This is a genomic window from Roseateles sp. P5_E1, from assembly GCF_054049335.1.
The window spans coordinates 1-20,935 of sequence record NZ_JBFUMN010000040.1; the positions used below are offsets into that span (position 1 = coordinate 1).

General features: G+C 66.5%; 19 protein-coding genes and 1 tRNA gene. 11 read left to right on the forward strand and 9 right to left on the reverse strand.

The features are described from left to right. The 3 genes from ACXJKJ_RS22495 to ACXJKJ_RS22505 form a co-directional block, all read left to right on the forward strand. Window positions 1-591 (forward strand): CheR family methyltransferase (locus ACXJKJ_RS22495; RefSeq protein ID WP_457392644.1); only part of this gene is annotated, 591 nt, incomplete at its 5' end. 2 nt (window positions 592-593) lie between these two features. After that, on the forward strand, window positions 594-1,259 hold the full coding sequence (gene cheD / locus ACXJKJ_RS22500) for a chemoreceptor glutamine deamidase CheD (RefSeq protein ID WP_056195359.1): 666 nt from the start codon (window positions 594-596) through the stop codon (window positions 1,257-1,259). Between the two features lie 10 nt (window positions 1,260-1,269). Continuing rightward, complete coding sequence (locus ACXJKJ_RS22505; RefSeq protein WP_056195356.1) at window positions 1,270-2,358, forward strand: protein-glutamate methylesterase/protein-glutamine glutaminase; 1,089 nt, start codon at window positions 1,270-1,272, stop codon at window positions 2,356-2,358. 216 nt (window positions 2,359-2,574) lie between these two features. Here the strand turns inward: ACXJKJ_RS22505 and ACXJKJ_RS22510 are convergent, their stop codons facing one another. Then, window positions 2,575-2,880 (reverse strand): hypothetical protein, encoded by a 306-nt coding sequence (locus tag ACXJKJ_RS22510; protein WP_056195354.1) that lies wholly within the window; start codon window positions 2,878-2,880, stop codon window positions 2,575-2,577. 94 nt (window positions 2,881-2,974) lie between these two features. Here ACXJKJ_RS22510 and ACXJKJ_RS22515 point away from each other — a divergent pair, with 94 nt between their 5' ends. Next, on the forward strand, window positions 2,975-3,904 hold the full coding sequence (locus ACXJKJ_RS22515; protein WP_457324707.1) for a LysR substrate-binding domain-containing protein: 930 nt from the start codon (window positions 2,975-2,977) through the stop codon (window positions 3,902-3,904). Here the strand turns inward: ACXJKJ_RS22515 and hemW are convergent. From hemW to ACXJKJ_RS22540, 5 genes are read right to left on the reverse strand one after another with little or no spacing between them, the layout of a single operon-like run. Further along, the gene (gene hemW, locus ACXJKJ_RS22520; protein WP_457392702.1) at window positions 3,876-5,039 is read right to left on the reverse strand and encodes a radical SAM family heme chaperone HemW; all 1,164 of its coding nucleotides are present in this window, start codon (window positions 5,037-5,039) and stop codon (window positions 3,876-3,878) included. The two genes, ACXJKJ_RS22515 and hemW, sit on opposite strands and share 29 nt — an antisense overlap. Before the next feature lie 13 nt (window positions 5,040-5,052). Further along, the gene (gene rdgB, locus ACXJKJ_RS22525) at window positions 5,053-5,658 is read right to left on the reverse strand and encodes an RdgB/HAM1 family non-canonical purine NTP pyrophosphatase (protein ID WP_457392647.1); all 606 of its coding nucleotides are present in this window, start codon (window positions 5,656-5,658) and stop codon (window positions 5,053-5,055) included. Then, window positions 5,655-6,383 carry a ribonuclease PH gene (gene rph, locus ACXJKJ_RS22530; RefSeq protein ID WP_457392649.1) on the reverse strand — a complete coding sequence of 243 codons (729 nt, stop codon included), beginning with the start codon at window positions 6,381-6,383 and terminating at the stop codon, window positions 5,655-5,657. Before rph ends, rdgB begins: the two co-directional genes overlap by 4 nt. A 13-nt stretch (window positions 6,384-6,396) precedes the next feature. Next, a complete protein-coding gene (locus tag ACXJKJ_RS22535) occupies window positions 6,397-7,305 on the reverse strand; it encodes a PP2C family protein-serine/threonine phosphatase (protein ID WP_056195341.1) in 909 nt (302 codons plus the stop codon). Further along, window positions 7,305-8,273, reverse strand: a complete 969-nt coding sequence (locus ACXJKJ_RS22540; protein ID WP_056195338.1) for a serine/threonine protein kinase — start codon at window positions 8,271-8,273, stop codon at window positions 7,305-7,307. Before ACXJKJ_RS22540 ends, ACXJKJ_RS22535 begins: the two co-directional genes overlap by 1 nt. 32 nt (window positions 8,274-8,305) lie before the next feature. Here ACXJKJ_RS22540 and ACXJKJ_RS22545 point away from each other — a divergent pair, with 32 nt between their 5' ends. Then, a complete protein-coding gene (locus ACXJKJ_RS22545) occupies window positions 8,306-9,220 on the forward strand; it encodes a YicC/YloC family endoribonuclease (protein WP_457326165.1) in 915 nt (304 codons plus the stop codon). A 16-nt stretch (window positions 9,221-9,236) separates the two neighbouring features. On the opposite strand, the gene ACXJKJ_RS22550 is transcribed toward ACXJKJ_RS22545, so the two are convergent. Continuing rightward, entirely contained in the window at window positions 9,237-9,863 is a 627-nt protein-coding gene (locus ACXJKJ_RS22550) for a Sua5/YciO/YrdC/YwlC family protein (RefSeq protein WP_056195332.1), read from the reverse strand. A gap of 308 nt (window positions 9,864-10,171) precedes the next feature. On the opposite strand from ACXJKJ_RS22550, the gene gmk reads away from it, so the two are divergent. The 5 genes from gmk (at window position 10,172) to ACXJKJ_RS22575 (ending at window position 19,147) form a co-directional block, all read left to right on the forward strand. Further along, window positions 10,172-10,792: a guanylate kinase gene (gmk, locus tag ACXJKJ_RS22555; protein ID WP_056195329.1), complete on the forward strand. Its 621-nt coding sequence runs from the start codon at window positions 10,172-10,174 to the stop codon at window positions 10,790-10,792. A 23-nt stretch (window positions 10,793-10,815) separates the two neighbouring features. Continuing rightward, window positions 10,816-11,019: a DNA-directed RNA polymerase subunit omega gene (gene rpoZ / locus ACXJKJ_RS22560; RefSeq protein ID WP_056195325.1), complete on the forward strand. Its 204-nt coding sequence runs from the start codon at window positions 10,816-10,818 to the stop codon at window positions 11,017-11,019. A gap of 207 nt (window positions 11,020-11,226) precedes the next feature. Then, entirely contained in the window at window positions 11,227-13,485 is a 2,259-nt protein-coding gene (locus tag ACXJKJ_RS22565) for a RelA/SpoT family protein (protein WP_457392651.1), read from the forward strand. A gap of 252 nt (window positions 13,486-13,737) precedes the next feature. After that, window positions 13,738-17,505, forward strand: a complete 3,768-nt coding sequence (locus tag ACXJKJ_RS22570; protein ID WP_457392654.1) for a TonB-dependent receptor — start codon at window positions 13,738-13,740, stop codon at window positions 17,503-17,505. A 163-nt stretch (window positions 17,506-17,668) separates the two neighbouring features. Further along, window positions 17,669-19,147 carry a tetratricopeptide repeat protein gene (locus ACXJKJ_RS22575; protein WP_457392657.1) on the forward strand — a complete coding sequence of 493 codons (1,479 nt, stop codon included), beginning with the start codon at window positions 17,669-17,671 and terminating at the stop codon, window positions 19,145-19,147. On the opposite strand, the gene greB is transcribed toward ACXJKJ_RS22575, so the two are convergent. Further along, window positions 19,148-19,717 carry a transcription elongation factor GreB gene (greB, locus tag ACXJKJ_RS22580; protein WP_457392660.1) on the reverse strand — a complete coding sequence of 190 codons (570 nt, stop codon included), beginning with the start codon at window positions 19,715-19,717 and terminating at the stop codon, window positions 19,148-19,150. 14 nt (window positions 19,718-19,731) lie between these two features. Here greB and ACXJKJ_RS22585 point away from each other — a divergent pair, with 14 nt between their 5' ends. Continuing rightward, window positions 19,732-20,766 carry a CaiB/BaiF CoA transferase family protein gene (locus ACXJKJ_RS22585; protein ID WP_457392663.1) on the forward strand — a complete coding sequence of 345 codons (1,035 nt, stop codon included), beginning with the start codon at window positions 19,732-19,734 and terminating at the stop codon, window positions 20,764-20,766. Window positions 20,767-20,833: 67 nt separating this feature from the next. Here the strand turns inward: ACXJKJ_RS22585 and ACXJKJ_RS22590 are convergent. Beyond that, window positions 20,834-20,910, reverse strand: a tRNA-Arg gene (locus tag ACXJKJ_RS22590). Window positions 20,911-20,935 lie beyond the last annotated feature (25 nt).

Genomic DNA, 20,935 nt, shown 5'->3' on the forward strand with positions numbered 1-20,935 from the left:
AACCTGACCTCCTTCTTCCGCGAGGAACATCACTTCCACGCGCTGAAGGACGACCTCAAGCCTTTTGCAAACGGTTCGGCCGGCAAGCAGGTCCGCATCTGGTGCTGCGCCGCTTCCACCGGTGAAGAGCCCTATTCCATCCTGATGACCTGCAGCGAGGCCTTAGGCGCCAGCGCCTCGGTGCAGCTCGTGTCCAGCGATATCGACACCAACGTGCTGGCCACGGCCAAGCGCGGCGTCTACAACGCCGACGCCCGCGGCCTTGACGCGACGCGGCTGAAGACCTTTTTCATGCGCGGCACCGGCGCCAACTCCGGCAAGATCCGCGTCAAGCCTGAACTGCAGCGCTGGGTCGAGTTCCGCTCGCTGAATCTGATGGACGCACAGTGGCAGCTGGGCGACCCCTTTCACATGGTGTTCTGCCGCAACGTGATGATCTATTTCGATGCGCCCACCCAGCGCAAGGTGCTGGAGCGCATCCACCGCGTCATGCGGCCGGGAGGGCTGCTTTTCGTCGGGCATTCGGAGAACTTCACCGAAGCCCGCGACTTGTTCAAGCTGCGCGGCAAAACCATTTACGAACGGGTCTGACCATGAGCACCCCATTCGCCTCGCCACCCACGGTCGGCCTCGGCAACCCGGTCGCGGTGGCCAAGGTCAACCACCTCAAGGCCCAGCCGCGCAAGCAGGGTGAAGCCTCGTTCTTCTTCTACGACGCGCATTTCAAGAACGCTGCGGTCAAGATCCTGCCGGGCGAGTACTTCGTCGACCAGGAAGACCTGCTCGTCATGACGACGCTGGGCTCCTGCATCGCCGCCTGCCTGTGGGACCGCGTCGCCAAGGTTGGCGGCATGAACCACTTCATGCTGCCCGAGGGCAATGGCGACTCAGGCCGCTACGGCTCGTTCGCCATGGAACTGCTCATCAACGAGATGATGAAGCGCGGTGCCAGCAAGGCACGCATGGAAGCAAAGATCTTCGGCGGCGGTGCCGTCATCTCGGGCATGAACTCGCTCAACGTCGGCGAGCGCAACACCAACTTCGTCATCGACTTCCTGAAGCTCGAGCGCATCCCCATCGTGTCCAAGGACGTGATGGACGTCTACCCCCGCAAGGTCTGCTTCCTGCCGGCCAGTGGCAAGGCGATGGTGAAGCGCCTGGCACCGACGAATAACGACGCGCTGATCCAGCAGGACAGGGCAGCCATTCAAAAGGTGCAGCCGGTCGCCAGCAGCGGCGGCTCCATCGATTTGTTCTAGGAGGCCACCGATGGCCAAGACCAAAGTCGTGGTGGTGGACGACTCAGCGCTGGTGCGCTCCATCCTCACCGAGATCATCAACCGGCAGTCCGACATGGAATGCATCGGCGCGGCCGCCGACCCGCTGGTCGCGCGCGAGATGATCCGCAACCTCAACCCCGACGTCATCACGCTGGACGTCGAGATGCCGCGCATGGATGGCCTCGATTTCCTGTCGCGGCTGATGCGACTGCGGCCGATGCCAGTGGTGATGGTGTCCACGCTGACTGAGCGCGGTGCCGAGGTCACGCTGAAGGCGCTGGAACTGGGCGCCATCGACTTCGTCGCCAAACCCAAGATCGGCGTGGCCGACGGCATCCGCCAACTGGCCCAGGACATCACGGACAAAATCCGCATCGCCTCCAAGGCCCACATCCGCCGCGCGCCACCGCCGCCCGCACCGGGTGCAGCCGCGCCAGCCCCGGTCAAGGCCGTCACGATGGCCAGCCTCGGCAGGGCCTCGACCGAAAAGATCATCTTCATCGGCGCCTCCACCGGCGGCACCGAGGCGACCAAGGACGTGTTGATCAACCTGCCGGCCGACAGCCCGGCCGTTGTCATCACCCAGCACATGCCGCCCGGCTTCACCAAGAGCTATGCCGCGCGGCTGGACGGCCTGTGCAAGATCCGCGTCAAGGAAGCCCAGGACGGCGAGCGCATCCTGCCCGGCCACGGCTATATCGCGCCGGGCGGCATGCATCTGAGCGTGGAACGCAGCGGCGCGAACTACATCGCCCGCGTGCAGGACGGCGAACCCATCAACCGCCACAAGCCCTCGGTCGAGGCGCTGTTTCTGTCGGCTGCCAAGGTGGTCGGCCCGAACGCCATCGGCATCATGCTGACCGGCATGGGCGCGGATGGCGCCAGGGCCATGAAGGTCATGAAGGACGCTGGCGCCTACAACTACTGCCAGGACGAGGCCAGTTGCGTCGTCTTCGGCATGCCGCGCGAGGCCATCGCGGCCGGCGCGGCGGACGAGGTGCTGCCGCTGAACCAGATTGCGACCAAAGTGCTGGAGCGGCTGCGCGCCACTTCGGGCATCTCGCTCAACCGCGTCTGACGATTCATTTCAGGCGTTTTGCGGGCCGAGCGCCGGGCCGCTCCCTAGCCGGCCCGCCTTGGGCGATGTGCTTGTCGGCGAATCCGGCAAGCATCGCCGTCCCCTTGGGGGCTGAGGCCGGACACATTGCGCCCAGTGGGCGCGATGTGCCTGCCGAAGCGCTGCGCCACTGGCCGCAGCGCGGTCCCGGCCAAGGTAATCCTTGGACGAGGGGCTTCAACGTTTACCAGCACTGGCGGGCGCATCGGCCTTGGCCAGCAGCATCGGACGGTGACGCGCGACGACCACGGGGTCAGCCGGGAAAACCGGCTTGAAACCGTCCAGCGACTTCGGGGCGGTCGGCACCCAGGCCGTCTGCACGGGCCGTTCGGCCTTGCCGGTCACGATGACGCGGTTGGAGCGCTCCGCGGCCGCTTCCTTCAATTCGGCATTCGAATCCGTGAACGCCCGGGCGCCGGTCGTGGCGAGCACGAGGACAGCGGCAAATGAGGCAAAAGCAATCCAGCGGGGCAGAGTGATCATGGCGGGTCTCCTTCAAGTGCTGGTTATGCTATGCATCCAGAGCCTCGCCACAAAGCGCTTATTTCTTCACTGATTGGTTGGATTGGCTTACCAGATGGCCTCACTCGACCGTTTTCCCCTTCATTACCTGGCTGCCTTTCGTGCCGCGGCCCAGACCGAGAACCTGCGCGCCGCGGCCGAGAGCCTGCACCTGACGCACAGCGCGGTCAGCCAGCAGATCCGCGGCCTGGAGGCCCAGCTCGGCTTTGAGCTGTTCACTCGCCAGGGCCGGCGGCTGACGCTGAACCCGGCTGGGCAGGCGCTGCAGCGCGGCGTGACACAGGTGTTCGCTGCCTTGCAGGCGGGCCTGCTGGCGGCGGCGCAAGCGCACGGGAGCGCCGCGCAGACGCTGCGAGTGACCGCCCTGCCCTCGTTCGCTCAGCGTTGGCTGCTGCCCCGCCTGCCGCGCTGGCAAGCCCTGCAGCCCTGCATCACGCTGGACCTGCATTCATCCCAGCAGGTGGTGGACCTGGAACGCGAGGGATTTCACATCGGCCTGCGCATCGGCCGCGGGGGCTGGCCTGGGTTGATCTGCGAGCCGCTCTTCCATTCGCCGCACATCGTGGTCGCTGCGCCGCTGCTCGCGCAGCGCCTGGTGGACGCAACGCCGGAACTCTTGACGCAGCAGCCGCTGATGGGCGACGCCGATTTGTGGCGACAGTGGTTTGCCGAGGTCGGCCACAAGGGCGCTGTGCCAACGCCGGTGGCGACCTTCAATGACGCCGCGATGCTGGGCCAGGCGGCCGAGCAAGGGATGGGTGTGGCCCTGACGCGCGAGCTGTTTGCCGCCGACGCGCTGCTGGACGGGCGGCTCGTGCGGCTGTCGACTCACGCCGTCGACGATGACGCCACGCGTGACTACCAGGTCGTCTACCCCGAGGCCCTGCGCGACGACCCGGCCGTGCGCATCTTCTGCGACTGGCTGCACGCCGAGGTCGCGGCGCTGCAGCAGCGACTCAAAGAAACAGCTGCTGCAGATCGCTGAGGAAGTCGAAGCCTCGCTCGGTTGGCTGGATGCGAGCCGCATCACTGGTCAGCAAGCCACGGCCACGGGCCACCTCCAAGCCTTTCGCAATCGCCGACACAGGCAGCCCGGTGCGCTCGAGGAACTGCGTGAGCGTGACGCCTTTCTTGAGCCGCAGCGCATTCAGCATGAACTCGAAGGGCAGGTCCTTGCGCGCCACCTCGTGTTCGTTGCTGACCTTGTTCGCCTGCGCCATGAAGGCCGCCGGTTCACGCCAGCGCACCTGGCGCAGCACGCGGTTGGGGAAACTCAGCTTGCTGTGCGCGCCAGCGCCGATGCCGAGATAGTCGCCGAACTGCCAGTAGTTCAGGTTGTGCAGGCAGCGGTGGCCCTCGCGGGCATAAGCCGAGACCTCGTAACGCGACAGCCCCGTGGTGCCGGTACGCGCCGTGATCAGGTCCAGCATGTCGCTGGCCAAGTCAGGGTCGGGCAGGMCGGCCGGCGTGCGCGTCGCGAACACCGTGTTGGGTTCGATGGTCAGGTGGTAGATGGACAGGTGCGGTGGCTTGAAGCTCAGCGCAGCGTCCAGCTCACGCGACAGGTCGTCCAGCGACTGCCCGGGCAACGCATACATCACGTCGAGGTTGAAGGTCTCGAACGCCGCAGCCGCCTCGGTGAGCGCCTCGCGTGCCTGGCTCGCGCTGTGCACGCGGCCGAGCGTCTTCAGCTGCGCGTCATCGAAGCTCTGTACGCCCACTGACAGGCGCGTGACGCCAGCCTGGCGAAAGCCCTTGAAGCGCTCGCGCTCGAAGGTGCCGGGGTTGGCCTCCAGCGTGATCTCGCAGCCCGGCTCCAGCGGCAGGCGTGCACGGATGTCCGAGATGAGCTGCGCGATCTGCTCGGGGTTGAACAGGCTGGGCGTGCCGCCGCCGATGAAGATGCTGATGACAGGCCGGCCCCAGATCAGCGGCAGCGCCGCTTCGAGGTCGGTGCGCAGCGCGGCGAGATAGGCCTCGGCCGTGTCGACCGCCAACGCGCCATCCTTGACCTCATGCGARTTGAAGTCGCAGTAGGGGCATTTGCGCAMGCACCASGGCAGATGAACGTAGAGGGCAAGCGGGGGCAGCGCGGGCAACTGCAGCGTACCCGGCCGCATCAGATGGACGATCTCAGCCAAGCCGCCAGACCTCGCGGAACTGCTGGATCAGGTGCACGGCCGCCAGCGCCCGGTGGCTGTGCTGGTTCTTGACCGCAGCGCCCAGGCTGGCCACGGTCTGGCCGAGCTCGGGAATGTGCATCAGCGGGTCGTAGCCAAAGCCGCCCTCGCCGCTCGGCGCCTTCAGGATCTCGCCGCTCCAGCGGCCCATGGCGATCAGTGGCTCGGGGTCGTCGGCGCCGCGCACCGCCACCAGGGCGCAGACAAAGCGCGCCCGGCGATCCTCGATGCCGGCCATCTCGCGCAGCAACCGTTCATTGTTGGCTGCGTCGCTTTTCTCGCCGCCGGCATCCAGCGCGTAACGTGCCGAACGCACGCCGGGCGCGCCGCCGAGAGCGTCAACGCTCAAGCCTGAATCGTCGGCCAGCGCTGGCAGGCCGCTGAGCTTGGCGGCGTGGCGAGCTTTGGTCAGCGCGTTCTCGGCAAAGGTTTCAAAGGGCTCCTCGGCCTCCGGGATGCCCAGGCTGCCCTGATTCACCAGTTCGATACCGAGCGGCGCGAACAACGCCTGCAGCTCGACGAGCTTCTTGGCGTTGTTGGAGGCAAGAACCAGCTTCACTTCAGCGCGGCTTGTTGGGCCTCGATCAGCTCGCGGATGCCCTTGTCGGCCAGGTCGAGCAGCGCATTCATCTCGTCACGCGTKAACACCACGCCCTCGGCCGTGCCCTGCAGCTCGACAAAGCCACCCGAGCCCGTCATGACGACGTTCATGTCGGTGTCGCAGGCCACGTCCTCGATGTATTCAAGGTCCAGCAGCGGCACGCCGTCGACGATGCCGACCGAGATGGCGGCCACCGTGTCCTTGATCGGCGAGCGCGACAGCTTGCTGTCGGCCAGCAGCCTGTTGACGGCGTCCTGGGCCGCGACGAAGGCGCCGGTGATGGCCGCCGTGCGCGTGCCGCCGTCGGCCTGCAGCACGTCGCAGTCCAGCGTGATCGTGCGCTCGCCGAGGGCGCTCAGGTCGAACACCGCGCGCAGTGAGCGGCCGATGAGTCGCTGGATCTCCTGCGTGCGGCCGCTCTGCTTGCCGCGGGCGGCCTCGCGGTCGCCGCGGGTGTGGGTGGCGCGCGGCAGCATGCCGTACTCGGCCGTCACCCAGCCTTCACCCGAGCCGCGCTTGTGCGGCGGTACGCGCTCCTCGACCGAGGCCGTGCACAGCACGCGGGTGCCACCGAACTCGATCAGCACCGAGCCCTCGGCATGCACGGTGAAACCGCGGGTGATGCGCACCGGGCGCAATTGATTGGCGGCGCGGCCTGCGCTGCGCGTGAAGGTCTTGGTCATGGGGAAAGAAGAGTTAGCGGCGATTGGCGCCGCGGCCCGATTGGCGGATGACTTCGTTGATCTCGCGTATCGAACGCTCGATCTCCTCGTCGTCCATGCCGGCGACAAGGTCGGCGTCCAGGGCGCCCTGGATGGTGGACGCAAAGCCGGAATTGCCGAGATTCTGCGTGGTCTCGCCGCTGGGCTCGCCCTCGCCTTCCCATTCGACGGCCAGCACGGTGACGTTGTCACTGCGCGCGCCGCCGCGGCGCAGGGCCTGCTCGACCAGTTCGGGCACAGCTTCGGTAATGGCCTGGTCAGCCATGTGCTGAACGATCTCGCCGTCCTCCACGCTGCCCCACAGGCCGTCGGAGCACAGCAGGATGCGGTCCGAGGCCTCCATGATGAGCGGCCCCTGGCAGTCCACCATGGGCTTGCCGGGGCTGCCCAGGCAGGTGAAGAGCACGTTGCGATTGAAAGGCTCGCCGCCGCGGGACACGCGGCCCAGGGCTTCCTGCAACTCGGAATAGGAATGGTCGCGGGTGCGGGCAATCAGCTTGCCGGCGCGCACGAGATACAGGCGCGAATCGCCGCAATGCGCCCACCAGGCCTGGTTGCCCTGCAGGATGCAGGCGACGACTGTCGTGCGCGGCGTGTCGTGCAGGCCCTTGCTCTCGGCATAGCGCAGCAGCTGCTGATGGGCAATGACGATGGTTTCCTGCAGGAAGCGCTGTGGGTCTTCGATGACCGGGCGGGCGTCCTGCTGGAACAGCGCGGCCAACGTCTGCAGCGCGATCTGGGCCGCGACTTCACCTTCCGGGTGGCCGCCCATGCCGTCAGCCAGCGCGAACAGTCCCGCCTCCCGCGTGAAGCAATAGCCCATGCGGTCTTCGTTGGTCTCACGGCCACCGCGACGGCTGACCTGGAAGACATTGAATCGCATCAGGCTTTCGCTCCGGACTTCAGGTTTTCAAGCTGGAGTTTGAGGCGTTCACTGAAGCTGAGCTTGGTGTAGCGCCTTTCGGTCTCACGAGCGAGTTCCTTCTGCAGCGCGAACACGCTCTGCGGGCGCGACAGTGCGTCCAGCGACATGCACCACTCGGTCACTTCGAGCAGGTTGTCCGAGTAGACATTGCGCAGGCGCGAGAGGCTCAAGGACAGGCGATCCTTCTCCAGGCGCTGCGGCGCGTCATTGGGCGGGTAGCCCTGCATGCAGGCATAGATGCACGCGCCGATGGCGTAGATGTCGGTCCAGGGGCCCAAGCTACCGTCGCGGCGGTACATCTCGGGCGCCGCAAAGCCCGGCGTGTACATCGGGCGGATGAAGTTGCCTTCCTTGCTCAGCACTTCGCGCGCGGCGCCGAAGTCCAGCAGCACGGCCTTGTTGTCATTGGTGATGAAGATATTGGCCGGCTTGATGTCCAGGTGCAGCATCTTGTGCTGGTGGACGATGCGCAGGCCGCGCAGGATCTCGTCAAAGAGGCTGCGGATGGTCGACTCACGGAAGACCTTGTCCCGCTTCATGTCGCGCGCGGTCACGATGAAGTCCTGCAGGGTGTCGCCCTGCAGGTAGTTCATGACCATGTAGACGGTTTCGTTCTCGCGCAGGAAATTCAGCACCGAGACGACGCTGGGGTGCGAGATCTGCGCGAGCGAACGGCCCTCTTCGAAGAAGCTCTTCAGGCCGAGTCGGTATAGCGGTTGCTTCTCGGGCTTGACGCGAGGGGTCAGTTCGCCGGGCGAACGTTCGGCCAGCGACGAGGGCAGATATTCCTTCAATGCGACCAGATGGTGGTCGGGATCCTCGGCGAGATACACCACGCCGAAACCGCCCGCCGCCAGCCGCTTGATGATCTGATAGCCCCCAACCACCGTGCCTGCGGGCAAGGGCGCCGGCTTCGGCTTGGACATAATCGCGTTTTGTCTGTTTTGCGAGATGCGAAATGCCAGTCTACAGCATGACCGGGTACGCCAATTCCCTGGCACAACCCCCTAAAGCCGAGGACGGCAACAGTTCAGCGCAAGCGTCGGTCAGCGTCGAATTGCGGTCGGTCAACGGCCGGTTCCTGGACCTGTCCATGCGCATGCCCGAGGAGATGCGCGGCCTTGAACCCCAGTTGCGCGAGCTGATCGCGGCACGTTTCAAGCGCGGCAAGATCGAGTTGCGCATCAACACCCAGCGCGACGCCGATGGCGCCTGGCCGCAACCCCAGCCCGAGCAGCTCAACCGCCTCGCCAGCCTGGAAGCCAAGGTACTCACCTGGCTGCCGCAGGCGGCGCCGCTGTCTGTCCATGAGGCCTTGAACTGGTGCAAGAGCGGCGCGGCGGCACCAGCCCAGTTGGACGCTACGACGCTCGAGGCCGCACAGGCCTGCGTGCAGGGCCTGGCCGAGGCCCGCGAACGCGAGGGCGAGAAGCTGGTGGCCATCCTGAACGAGCGCATTGCACGGCTGCGCGTGCTGGCCGATGAGGCCGAGCCGCTGCTGCCCGCCGTCGTGGCGCGCCAGCAGCAGCGCTTCCTGGAGCGCTGGCAGGAGGCGCTGGCCACCACCGGCGCTGGCAGCAGCGTGCCGCAGGAAGCTTTGCAGGAGCGCGCGCTGAACGAGGCCGCGGCGTTTGCCATCCGCATCGACGTGGCCGAGGAATTGGGACGTCTGCGGGCGCATCTGGAAGAGCTGACCCGCCTGCTGAAAAAGGGCGGCGAACTCGGCAAACGCCTGGATTTCCTGATTCAGGAATTACATCGCGAAGCGAATACTTTGGGTTCCAAATCCGCCGCGCTGGAATTGACGAATATTTCCGTCGAAATGAAAGTCGCGATCGAGCAGATGCGCGAACAGGTGCAAAACATCGAATAGGTTTTGGGCAGGTCATTCAGGCGGCCATCCGCACCTCGGACTGCGCCACGCCAACGGGCCAACGCGCCAGGCTCGGCCGGGACGGCTGGAACAGCTCCACCCACGCCAGATCCTGGGGTTCGAGCGAGCCGACGTCGAGGGCGACGTCCAGCACCGCCTGGGCATCAATCGGGAGCAGGTCGAGGTCTTCTGCGCCTTGCCCCCAAAGCGGCGGCGTGACGAGCAGCGCTTCGTCGAGCAGGCCCAACAGGCCCTGGCAGACCGGATGGGCGCCGAAATACAGCAAGCCTGCGCCGCCAGCCGCCGCAGCAAGGCGGCGCGGCACGCGGTGGGTGCAGCGCAGCAGGAAGGCAGCGGCACCCGCCTCGGCATCCCTGACCGCGCGGAAGGCGCGGTCGTCGATGCGCAGATAAGTGGCCGCCTGGGCGAGGTCGCGGCACAACAGCATGACGGGTTGGCGCTCGTCCACCACGCGCAGCAACCGGGCTGCGGCCGCCTTGTCGTCGAGCCGGCAGGCCATCAGATACCCGGCCGCCGTCGGCAGGGCGGCGATCGCGCCGGCGCGCAGCCTGTCCGCAGTCGCCTGGAGCAGGCGCGCTTGCGGGTTGTCGGGATGGACCTCGTGGCGAAGAAAGCGGCGCATCGTGGGACCTCGTGATGTCACATGGACACGCCACGACGATAAGAAAAGCCACCCGACGCCCGCGTCGGACAAGCCGCTGTGGCGCTGCCGGAGGTCAAGACTTGACGACGCACGGGGCGTCGGGCACTCGCAATCGGGCCTGCATTGCCAAATAGGGCAGCCATCGCCGCTCCGTGCAGGCGGCGCCGGGCGGCGTCCGAGCTAAAGTTCGCACCCATCACCCACCGGGCGGCGCGAGAAATCCGCAGGGCTGACAGGCACTTAGCCTTCAGCCCCAAGCCGGCCCGGCACGCCAAGCCCACTTCTCCATGGAATATCCCGGCAATCTTTTCGTCGTCGCCGCACCCAGCGGCGCGGGCAAGTCCAGCCTCGTCAAGGCCCTGCTGGAGCTGGATGCCAAGCTGGCCGTGTCCATCTCCCACACCTCGCGCGCACCGCGCGGCCAGGAGCAGCATGGCCGCGAATACTGGTTCATCACGCCGGAGGAATTCCGCGCGATGGCCGAACGCGGTGATTTCTTTGAATGGGCCGAGGTCCACGGCAACCTCTACGGCACCTCGCGAGCCGCCATCGAGGCGCGCATGCAGCATGGCGATGACGTCGTACTGGAGATCGACTTCCAGGGCGCACTGCAGATCAAGCAGCTCTTCCCCTATGCCGTGCTGATTTTCATCCTGCCGCCGAGCTGGGACGAATTGCAGTCACGCCTGAACCGCCGTGGCGACACCGAACCCGAGGTCATCGCCAAGCGCATGGCCAATGCGCGCCTCGAGGTGGCGCAGGCGCAGAACTTCGATTTTGTCGTCGTGAATGCGGTGTTCGACACCGCCGTTTTCGACCTCAAATCCATCGTCCACGCGCAGCGGCTAAAATACCTGGCTCAGCGGCGCAACCGCTCTGCCGTCTTTCAGGCGCTCGATCTGCCCTGATCCGCTTTTCTCCAAGGAACACCATGGCCCGCATCACCGTCGAAGACTGCCTGATCAAGATCCCGAACCGCTTCCAGCTGGTGCTGGCCGCCACCTATCGCGCCCGCATGCTGAGCCAGGGCCACAGCCCGCGCATCGAGAGCAAGAACAAGCCCGGCGTGACCGCCCTGCGTGAAATTGCCGCCGGCGAGGTCGGCATCGAGATGCTGCGCAAGGTTCCGGTCTAAGCACCGTCCCCTGCTGCCACACGGGCGCCCTCGGGCGCCCGTTTGCATTTCGGAGTTTGGGCCGAGCGACGGGCCGCTCCCAAGCCGGCCCGCCATGGCGATGTGCTTGTGGCTCAACGCTGCAAGCATCGCCGTCCCCGCGGGGGACCGGCCAGGTATTCCCTGGACGAGGGGCCAACAGTTTTCATCGGCTAAATTCGGGACCATATGGCCCAACGCTCCCTCACCGCCTGGTTCACGCTGCCTGGATTGCGCCAGGCGGCGCCGCCCACGCAGGCGGAAGCTGCTTCCTTTGATGCCCTCGCTCCCAAGCTCGGCTACCTGAGCAAGGCCGAGGTCAAGCGCGTGCGTGAGGCCTACAAGTTCGCCGACGAGGCCCACCTGGGCCAGAAGCGGGCCACCGGCGAGCCCTACATCACCCACCCGATCGCCGTCGCCGGCATCTGTGCCGAATGGCGGCTGGATGCCCAGGCGCTGATGGCGGCGCTGATGCATGACGTGGTCGAAGACTGCGGCGTTTCCAAGGCCGAGCTGATCGAGAAGTTCGACGCCACGACGGCCGATCTGGTCGACGGCCTGACCAAGCTGGACAAGCTGCAGTTCTCCACCAAGGAGGAGTCGCAGGCGGAGTCCTTCCGCAAGATGCTGCTGGCCATGGCGCGCGACCTGCGCGTCATCCTCATCAAGCTGGCCGACCGACTGCACAACATGCGCACCATGGGTGCGATGGCGCCGCACAAGGCCCGCCGCATCGCGCGCGAGACCTTCGACATCTATGCGCCCATCGCCCACCGCCTGGGCCTGAACCAGACCTTCCGCGAGCTGCAGGATCTGTCATTCCAGTATTTCCACCCCTGGCGCTATGCCGCGCTCAGCAAGGCGGTGGGCAAGGCGCGCGGCAACCGGCGCGACCTGGTGTCGCGCATCGAGGGCGAGATCCGCGCCGCCTTTGCCAAGGCCAGCCTGCGCGTGGAGGTGCAGGGGCGCGAGAAGACCGTCCACTCCATCTACAAGAAGATGCGCGAGAAGGGCGGCCTGTCCTTTGCCCAGGTGAGCGATATTTTTGGCTTTCGCATCCTGACCGAGGAGCCGCTGCAGTGCTACACGGCCCTGGGCGTGCTGCACCAGCTCTACAAGCCGCAAGCCGGGCGTTTCAAGGACTACATCGCCACGCCCAAGGACAACGGCTACCAGTCCCTGCACACGACGCTGATGGGGCCGCTGGCCACGCCGCTGGAGTTCCAGCTGCGCACCGAGGGCATGCATCAGATCGCCGAGCAGGGCGTGGCGGCGCACTGGATCTACAAGAGCCGCGGCAAACAGGCGTCGGCGCTCGTCGCCCAGCAGGCCAATGCGCGCTGGCTGCAAAGCCTCATCGACATCCAGGATGAGACGCGTGACGCCAACGAGTTCCTCGAGCACGTCAAGATCGACCTCTTCCCGGACGCGATCTACGTCTTCACGCCCAAGTCCAAGATCATGGCGTTACCGAAGGGCGCGACGCCGGTGGACTTTGCCTATGCCATCCACTCCGACGTCGGCGACCATTGCGTCGCGGCCCAGGTCAATGGCGAGGCGGTACCGCTGCGGGCCGAGCTGCGCAGCGGCGACATCGTCGAGATCATCACCGCCCCGGGCGCCAGCCCCAACCCGGCCTGGCTGAGCTTTGTGCGTACCGGCCGGGCCCGCTCCAAGATCCGCCACTACCTGAAGGACCTGGAGCAGGAAGAGTCACGCGAGCTGGGCGAGAAGATGCTGGCCCAGGCGATGCGCGTGGAAGGCCTCGGGCTGCCCAGCCTGGAACTGGACGACGCGGCTGCGCCAATCTGGCATGAACTGGCCGCCTGGGCCGGCAGCGCAAACACCGAGCAGCTCCTCGTCGACATTGGCGCGGGCCGCAAGATTGCCACCATCATTGCCAAGAAGCTGGCCCGCCTGATGGCCGAGCAGGGGCAAAAACCCGATGCGCTGGCGCTGACGCTGGGCCGCTTCGCCGAGGCGCCGTCCAACCAGGGCAGCGTGACCATCGACGGCAACGAGGGCGCTTCCGTGCAGCTGGCCAGCTGCTGCCGCCCCATCCCCGGCGACGAGGTACGTGGCTACCTCGGGCGCGGCGAAGGACTTATCGTGCACACCTGCGAATGCGCCATCGGCCGCCGCCTCTTCCAGCGCGACAGCGAGCACTGGATCCAGGTCGAATGGGCCGAGGAGCTGGGCCGCAGCTTCGAGGCCGGCATCGCGCTGCTGATGGCCAACGGCAAGGGCGTGCTCGCCCAGGTGGCCCAGGCGGTGGCCCAGGCCGAGGCCGACATCACCCACATCTCGATGAGCGACGAGGCGCAATTGCGCGAAACGGCCGAGATGACGCTGCTCATCGCCGTACGCGACCGTCTGCACCTGGCCGACGTGCTGCGCGTGCTGCGCCGCACCGCGCCCGTGCAGCGGGTCTGGCGCGTCAAGCCGTAGGAAACGCGCCGAGGGCGCTGCGGCCAATCACGGCCGTGACTGTTTCTATTCGCTTCCTCGGGTTAACCAGTGTTTCTGGGCCCGGTATTTCTTTTCGGGATAGCAAACGAGACAAAACGAATTTCTCCGAGTTACGGCGGCTGCTTAAGGTCGCGCCGCGGCCCGGGAAGGCGGTGCAAAAGCCCCTCTTTCCGGCCCGCAGCGACCGACCCACAACAAGCCCGGGACCCCACCGGAGCGCGGAGAAGACACGTGAACAAGTTCAGCAAGCCTGCGGTGGCAACCGCCGTTTCCATGGCCCTGGCCCTGATGGCCCAGCAATCCGCCCTCGCCCAGCAAAGCGGCGACGGCGCCAAGCCCGAAGACGCCAAGCCGGCGGCGCGCAAGCCAGGCGCCCCGGTGCAGGAACTTGAAACCGTGCTGGTGGTCGGCACGCGCCAGTCGCAGCAGTCCAGCATCAACCGCAAGAAGCATGCGGCCACGGCCCAGGACTCCATCGTGGCCGAGGACGTGGGCGCCTTTCCTGACCGCAATATCGGCGAGGCCATCTCGCGCATCGCCGGCGTGGCGCTGGACCGCGGCGACTTCGGCGAGGGCGTCAACGTTTCCATCCGCGGCAACGGCCCCGAGCTGACCCGCGTCGAAATGGACGGCATGGCCGTGCGTTCGGGCGCCGGCACCGACCTGCTGGGCGGCGGCGACGGCCGCGGCACCGAGTTCCGCGAGCTGTCTTCCGACCTCATCAAGAGCGTCGACGTCATCAAGGGCTCCACGGCCGCGATGACGGAAGGTTCGCTTGGCGGCGGCATCATCATCACGACCCGCACCGGCCTGGACTTCGACAAGCCCTTCTACTCGTTCCGCGCCGCCGCCACGCAGAGCGACCTGAACAAGCAGAACACGCCCAACTTCAACCTGGTGCTGGCCGACAAGTTCCTGGACAAGCGCTTGGGGGTAATCGTCAACCTGAACAAGTCGCGCTACAAGAGCGAGCAGCATGGCGTCACACAGGGCGGCAGCAACAACCAGCAGGGCCTGGTGCGCCTGGGCGACTTCGACGGCTCGCCCGAGAAGACCTTCACCTTCAACCCGGCGACGGCCAACGGCGACAGCATCAACACGCCGATGCAGATCTCGCCGCTGATCGCCGGCGGGAATTTCAACGCCTCCACGCCGCTGGAGCTGTTGACCAAGTCGGCCGCAGCGCAGACCAAGGCCGACTGCTTCACCACCTTCCCCAATCTGACGACGGCCCAGACCAACCTCATGGTCGCCGCTGGCCGCACTGCCGCCTACACGCAGCGCCAGAACGAGCAGATCACCTGCCTGAACCAGTGGAATGACTACTCGCCCTCGCAGACGGCGGGCTTTCGCTACAACTTCAAGAGCCAGGACGACAAGCGCACCGGCGGCGACGTGCGGCTGGACTTCAAGGTCAACGACCAGCTGACCGTCTACAGCAAGCTGAGCCTGAACAAGCGCCATGTCGACGACATCGTCGGCTTCCTCGGCGTGGGCAGCAACACGGCCTTCAACCAGACGACCCCGGCGACCCCTGTTCCCACCTTCCTCGACAACACGACCACCAACGTCCGCACACTGAACCCGGCATCCAGCGCCTACGCCTCCCTGCTGCCCAACTCGTACTCCTTCCGCGCCAACAATGCGCCGCTGGTGCTCGGCACGACGACCAACGTGCTGCCAGGCTACACGGTCGATTCCTCGCATCACCTGACGAGCTATTCGACCAACAACGGCTCCTTTGGCACGGACACCATCTTCAGCAGCATCGACACCGATTCGAAGACGCTGATCCTGGGCGGCGAATACAAGAGCGACCGCCTCAGCGTGCAGGCGATGGGCGGCTCGACCAAGTCCACCGCGATGCGCTATGACCGCCGCGCCTCCGTCAGCTATGTGTACGGCATCGGCAACTTCGCGCTGCAGCCCAATGGCATCTGGTCGTTCACGCTGCCCAATGGCAACAACAACGAGCAACTCAACTTCCCGCTCTATTCCACGCTGAACCCGGCCGCGCCATTGGCCGCCTTCCCGGCCTCGGCGACCAACCCGGTCTCCGTGCCGGCCTACACGGCCGCCCAGCGCGCGCAGTACACCAACAACACGCAGTTGCTGGTCATCCGCTCCTTCGACACCGAGAGCACCGAAAAGACCGGCAAGGTCGACCTGGCCTACAACCTGGTCGACAAGGTGCCCTTCCTGACCTCGCTGAAGGGCGGCCTCAACTACCGAGACACCGGCGGCACCACCTGGAGCGGCGCCGGCGGCACGATCAAGGACCCGGTCGGCACCTTCGGCACGGCCGGCTTCGTGCCAGGCGTCTACATGCCCGGCGTCAACACGCGCTGGAACGTCATCGGCTGCGAGAACACAGCCGGCTCCGTGGCCGCGAACGGCCAGCCCTGCGCCTACGGCTACATCCCCAACAACCAGCTCAACAACGGCACCGGCAGCGTGGTGGCGGGCACCAACACGTTCACCAAGGCGCAGTACGAAGAACTGATCCGCCAGACGCTGACCCTGGCTCCGGCCGGCCAGTTCTATGGTGGCTCCAAGGACCGCCCGGCGACGCTGATCGACGGCTGGAACCAGCTCGACGTCGACAAGATGTTCCAACTCGCTGGCATCCCGGTGCGGCTGGACTGCTTCCGCACCTGCACGGCCAGCGACGGCAAGGTCTACGACATGCCGATGACCAAGTTCACCGAGAAGTCCAAGGCCGCCTATCTGATGACGGACTTCGAGATTGACCGCGTGCCGTTCACGAACTGGGCCCTGCCCTTCGGTATGGAACTGGCAGGCAACTTCGGCGTGCGCGTGGTGCAGACCGACGTGACCGGCACCGGCTACCTGACTTTCCGCTCGGTGCGCAAAACCGCCGCTTTCGATATCAACAACCCGACGGCCCCCGCCGGCTTCGTGTCGAACACCTTCTCGCAGAACGCATCGGTCGAGGCCAAGTCGACCGACGTGATGCCCTCGCTGAACCTGGTGCTGTGGCCCGTTGTCGACAAAGTCGCGCTGCGCTACTCCCTCGGCAAGACGATCGCCCGCCCGCCGGTGTCCAAGCTGCTGCCCTCGGGCGGCACCAACGTCGTCTGCTCCAACAGCCAGATCGTGGAGGAATCAGCCGATCCGGACGACAGTGCCCCCGACCAGGGCTGCTCGGGCACGCTCGGCAACCCGGCGCTGAAGCCGCAAACCAACGTCAACCAGAACCTGTCGCTGGAGTGGTATGCCAATCGCGACACCAGCGTGTCGGTCGGCGTCTTCCGCCAGAGGGGTCTGATCGGAGCGCCCACCATCGGCGTCTTCCGCAACAACAACAAGGTGTTCGCCACCAGCAATGCGGTCGACCCGATCACCGGCACCCCGCTGAAGGACCTCGACTTCTCGTTCGCCCAGTGGGACAACGCTCCGGCGTCGACCCGCCGCGGCCTGGAGCTTGGCGTGAGGACCGCCTTCACCTTCCTGCCGTCCATCCTGCGCTACACCGGCGTGGACGCCAATTACAGCCGCGTGCGTTCGACCCAGGGCGCGCCGACGCTGGACCTCATCAGCGGCGAAATCCTGCCGGTCGTCAACGAGCCGAAGTATTCGTGGAATGCCTCGCTGTGGTACGACGACGGCGGCTTCCAGGCCCGCGTGGCGATGCAGGTGGTGGCCGCGCGCTATTTCGTGTTCACGCCGAACACCGGAACCAGCGTGGGCGTTAACAACTTCCCGTCCATCGGCACCAGCTTCCGCGGCGCACCGACGAGCTACAACCCGGGCGCCCCCATCTTCGGCAGCCGCACCGCCTTCATTGACGCCAAGGTCTCCTATCGGTTCAAGAACGGCCTGGAGCTGTTCGCGGACGTCCGCAACCTCACCGGGGAGCGCACGCAGACCACGACGGGCGGCTATCAAGACTATGCCGACGGCATTCCCAGCATCTATGGCGATGGCTACAACKGCCGCCGCTACATGGTGGGCATGACGCTGCGCAGCCCGCGCTGAAATGAAACCCCTCGCCCAGTCTTGCCCCGCTGRACGCGGSCAAGCCYGGTCGGTCCCCCGRGGGGACGGCGATGCTYGCGGCATCGAGCCGCGAGCACATCGCCATGGCGGGCCGGCTTGGGAGCGGCCCGGCGCTCGGCCCGAATACCTGGGGCTCGTCGGCGTGGCGGTATGCCTCGCGCTGGCCTGCCCGGCCAGCCAAGCGCAGTTGGCCGCGGCCAGTGCGCCTGCCGGGGCGCCCAACACGCTGGACGCCGTCAAGGTGACAGGCCAGCGCGACAAGAGCGTCGATCCGTCCATGATCGACGCCGCCAAGAGCAAGGTGCTGTCACGCGAATACGCGCGGTCCTGCGCCTTCATGAGCAGCTACTCGGCTGCCGACGACCCCGTCACGCTGGCCTACATGCGTGACTTCAAGCTGTCGGACAGCCCGTCCAACGAGGCCGAGCGCTTCAGCGACCTCAGCCCCGAAGGCAATGCCAAGACCGCCAGCGCTGGCAGCTCGCTGGAACCCGCCGTCGACACGGCGCCAGACTTGATGGCGCCCTCCACCGGGTGCGGTCCCGGCGACCGCCGCGCCGCCGCCGGCCGCAACTGGATCGCCCGCAAGGACAAGTCGCTCACCCAGGCCTTCGAGGCTTACGAAGCGGGCAACTACACCGAGGCCCGCGCCAGGTTTGAAGAGGGCTGGAAGAAGCTGGGCTATGAAGAAGCGGCCATGATGCTGGGCCGCATCCACCTGATGGGCCTGGGCACGCCGCGCAGCACACCCAAGGCCATCGAGTGGCTGCACGAAGTGGTCGACGCGTCCTACAACCCGGCCGCGGACCGCCTGAAGTTCGATCCCCAGAAGCCCGACAACATCAACACTCGCGTCGAGGCTTCGCTGCTGCTGGCGCGCATCTACCTCACCGGCCAGGGCACCAAGCGAGACCCGGTGCAGGCCTACAAGTGGTGGAGCAAGGCGCTGGACTACGGCTTCGAGCCCGCCGGCACGCTGCTGGCCCAGGCCCACCTCAGCGGCATCGGCACCAAGCCCGACGCCAAGCCCGCGCTGGCCTACCTGCAGGCCGCCGGCGAGGCAGGTGACGTGACCGCCCTGTACATGTTGGGACAGCTGTACCACCACCAACTGCCCGGCCAGCCCGACGGCGTGCCGCTGGACCTGCAGCGCGCCGGTGCCTACTTCGCCGCCGCCGCTAAGGCTGGCCACCTGGAGGGCACCTACGCCGCCGCACGCATGCTGGACCTGGGCGAAGGCATGCCCGCCGCCGCGCCGGAGCGCGCCGTCGTGCTCTACAAGGACGCCGCGCTGAAAGGCCATGCCGATGCGCAAAACGCGCTGGCCACGTTCTTCTACCGCGGCGAGGTCGTGCCGCAGAACTTCGCCACAGCCCGCCGGTTCTTCCAGGCCGCCGCCCAGCGCCGCCAGCCGGATGCGATGTTCAACCTCGCCGTCATGCTGGCGCAGGGCCAGGGCGGCGACAAGGACATGGCTGCCGCCTACGCCTGGTGCAGCCTCAGCAAATCCATGGGCCACGAGCAGGCCGCCGTGGCCCTGCCCAGCATCGCCGCGCGGTTGAGTCCGGACGAAAAGGCCCGCGCCGACGCGATGCTGAAACCGCCGGCGAAGAAATCCTGATCAGCCGCCTGCCGGCGCCGGATAGACGACCTCGACGACCTCGATCTTCTCGACGCCCACCGGCGTCACGAGATTGAGTTCGTCGCCAACGCGTGCCTTCAGCAGCGTGCGCGCGATGGGCGAGATCCAGCTGACCTCGCCGGCCAGGCTGTCGGACTCGTCGATGCCCTTGATCGTGATCGTCTTCTCCTCGCCCTTGGTGTTGGCATAGGTCACCGTCGCGCCGAAGAAGATCTGTTCGCTGCCGTAATGGACGCTCGGATCGGCGACCTCGGCGATGTCCAGCCGCTTGGTCAGGAAGCGCAGCCGCCGGTCGATTTCGCGCAGCCGCTTCTTGCCATAGAGGTAGTCGCCGTTCTCCGAGCGGTCGCCGTTCTTTGCCGCCCAGGACACCACCTCCACGACGCGCGGCCGCTCCACGTCCAGCAACTCCATGAACTCGGCACGCAGCCGCGCATAGCCAGCCGGCGTCAGGTAGTTGCGCGTGCCGGCTGGAAGCGCCGGCAGCGAGGGGCCGTCGCCATCGTCATCATCGGCCGCGTCGGATTCCTTGGTGAAGGCCTTGTTCATGACAACATTGTCCGATGCAAGCCTCTTCCTCCGCCGGCCCGCTGACCGGTCTGCGCGTCATTGAAATGGCCGGCATCGGCCCCTGCCCGCTGGCCGGCATGCTGCTGGCCGACCATGGTGCCGACGTCCTGGTCATCGAGCGCCCGGGTGGCCAGGTGCTCGACACCGGCGTGGGCCTGGAGCGGGGCAAACGACGCACCTGCCTGGACCTCAAGACGGCCGACGGCCTGGAAAAGGCGCGGGCGCTGATCGAGGGGGCGGATGCGCTGATCGAAGGCTTTCGCCCGGGCGTCATGGAGCGCCTGGGCCTCGGGCCGGAGGTCTTCCAGGCCAGCCACCCGCGCCTGGTCTACGGCCGCATCACGGGCTGGGGCCAGACAGGGCCGCTGGCCCAGGCCGCCGGCCATGACATCAACTACGTCGCGGTGACGGGCGTGCTGTCGGCAGCCACGCGTGCCGGCGTCGCTCCGAGCATCCCGGCCACACTGATCGGCGACATGGGCGGCGGCGCGATGTTCCTGGCCTTTGGCTTGATGGCCGCGCTGTGGGAGGCCCAGCGCAGCGGTCGGGGCCAAGTGGTGGATGCGGCCATGGTGGACGGCGTGGGCCTGCTGTCCAGCCTGCTGCACTCGCTGCGCGCCGCGGGCCGCTGGAGCGACAAGCCCGAACAGAACTTCTTCCTGCACAGCTCGCCCTTCTACGACTGCTTCGAATGCGCCGACGGACGCTTCGTGTCGATTGGCGCACTGGAGCCGCAGTTCTATGCCGAGTTGCTGCAGCGCCTGGGGCTGGATGACGTCGATCCCGCCGCCCAACACGATCGCAGCCAGTGGCCAGCGCTGCGCGAGCGCGTGGCTTCGCGCCTGCGCGAGAAGACGCGTGATGAATGGTCTGCCCAGTTGGAGGGGAGCAACGTCTGCTTCGCGCCGGTGCTGACCTTGGCCGAAGCGCCGCTGCATCCGCACGCCCTGGCGCGCGGCAGCTTCACGCAGACCGAGAGCGGCCATTGGCAACCGGCCGCTGCACCACGCTTTTCGCGCAGCCGCTGATTCGGCGCCACAAAGAAAAACACCCCAGAGGCTTGAACCTCTGAGGTGTTTCCATTTCTTCTTGTTTTGGTGCGGCTGGCAGGATTCGAACCCACGACCCCTTGGTTCGTAGCCAAGTACTCTATCCAACTGAGCTACAGCCGCTGAAGCCTCACAGTATAGCCAGATT

Excerpts from the sequence above, each read along its gene's own strand:
- cheD (WP_056195359.1), top strand. The coding sequence starts at position 594 with ATGAGCACCCCATTCGCCTCGCCACCCACGGTCGGCCTCGGCAACCCG.
- ACXJKJ_RS22505 (WP_056195356.1), top strand. The coding sequence starts at position 1,270 with ATGGCCAAGACCAAAGTCGTGGTGGTGGACGACTCAGCGCTGGTGCGC.
- ACXJKJ_RS22510 (WP_056195354.1), bottom strand. The coding sequence starts at position 2,880 with ATGATCACTCTGCCCCGCTGGATTGCTTTTGCCTCATTTGCCGCTGTC.
- ACXJKJ_RS22515 (WP_457324707.1), top strand. The coding sequence starts at position 2,975 with ATGGCCTCACTCGACCGTTTTCCCCTTCATTACCTGGCTGCCTTTCGT.
- ACXJKJ_RS22535 (WP_056195341.1), bottom strand. The coding sequence starts at position 7,305 with ATGCGATTCAATGTCTTCCAGGTCAGCCGTCGCGGTGGCCGTGAGACC.
- ACXJKJ_RS22540 (WP_056195338.1), bottom strand. The coding sequence starts at position 8,273 with ATGTCCAAGCCGAAGCCGGCGCCCTTGCCCGCAGGCACGGTGGTTGGG.
- ACXJKJ_RS22545 (WP_457326165.1), top strand. The coding sequence starts at position 8,306 with ATGCCAGTCTACAGCATGACCGGGTACGCCAATTCCCTGGCACAACCC.
- ACXJKJ_RS22550 (WP_056195332.1), bottom strand. The coding sequence starts at position 9,863 with ATGCGCCGCTTTCTTCGCCACGAGGTCCATCCCGACAACCCGCAAGCG.
- gmk (WP_056195329.1), top strand. The coding sequence starts at position 10,172 with ATGGAATATCCCGGCAATCTTTTCGTCGTCGCCGCACCCAGCGGCGCG.
- rpoZ (WP_056195325.1), top strand. The coding sequence starts at position 10,816 with ATGGCCCGCATCACCGTCGAAGACTGCCTGATCAAGATCCCGAACCGC.
- ACXJKJ_RS22565 (WP_457392651.1), top strand. The coding sequence starts at position 11,227 with ATGGCCCAACGCTCCCTCACCGCCTGGTTCACGCTGCCTGGATTGCGC.
- greB (WP_457392660.1), bottom strand. The coding sequence starts at position 19,717 with ATGAACAAGGCCTTCACCAAGGAATCCGACGCGGCCGATGATGACGAT.
- ACXJKJ_RS22585 (WP_457392663.1), top strand. The coding sequence starts at position 19,732 with ATGCAAGCCTCTTCCTCCGCCGGCCCGCTGACCGGTCTGCGCGTCATT.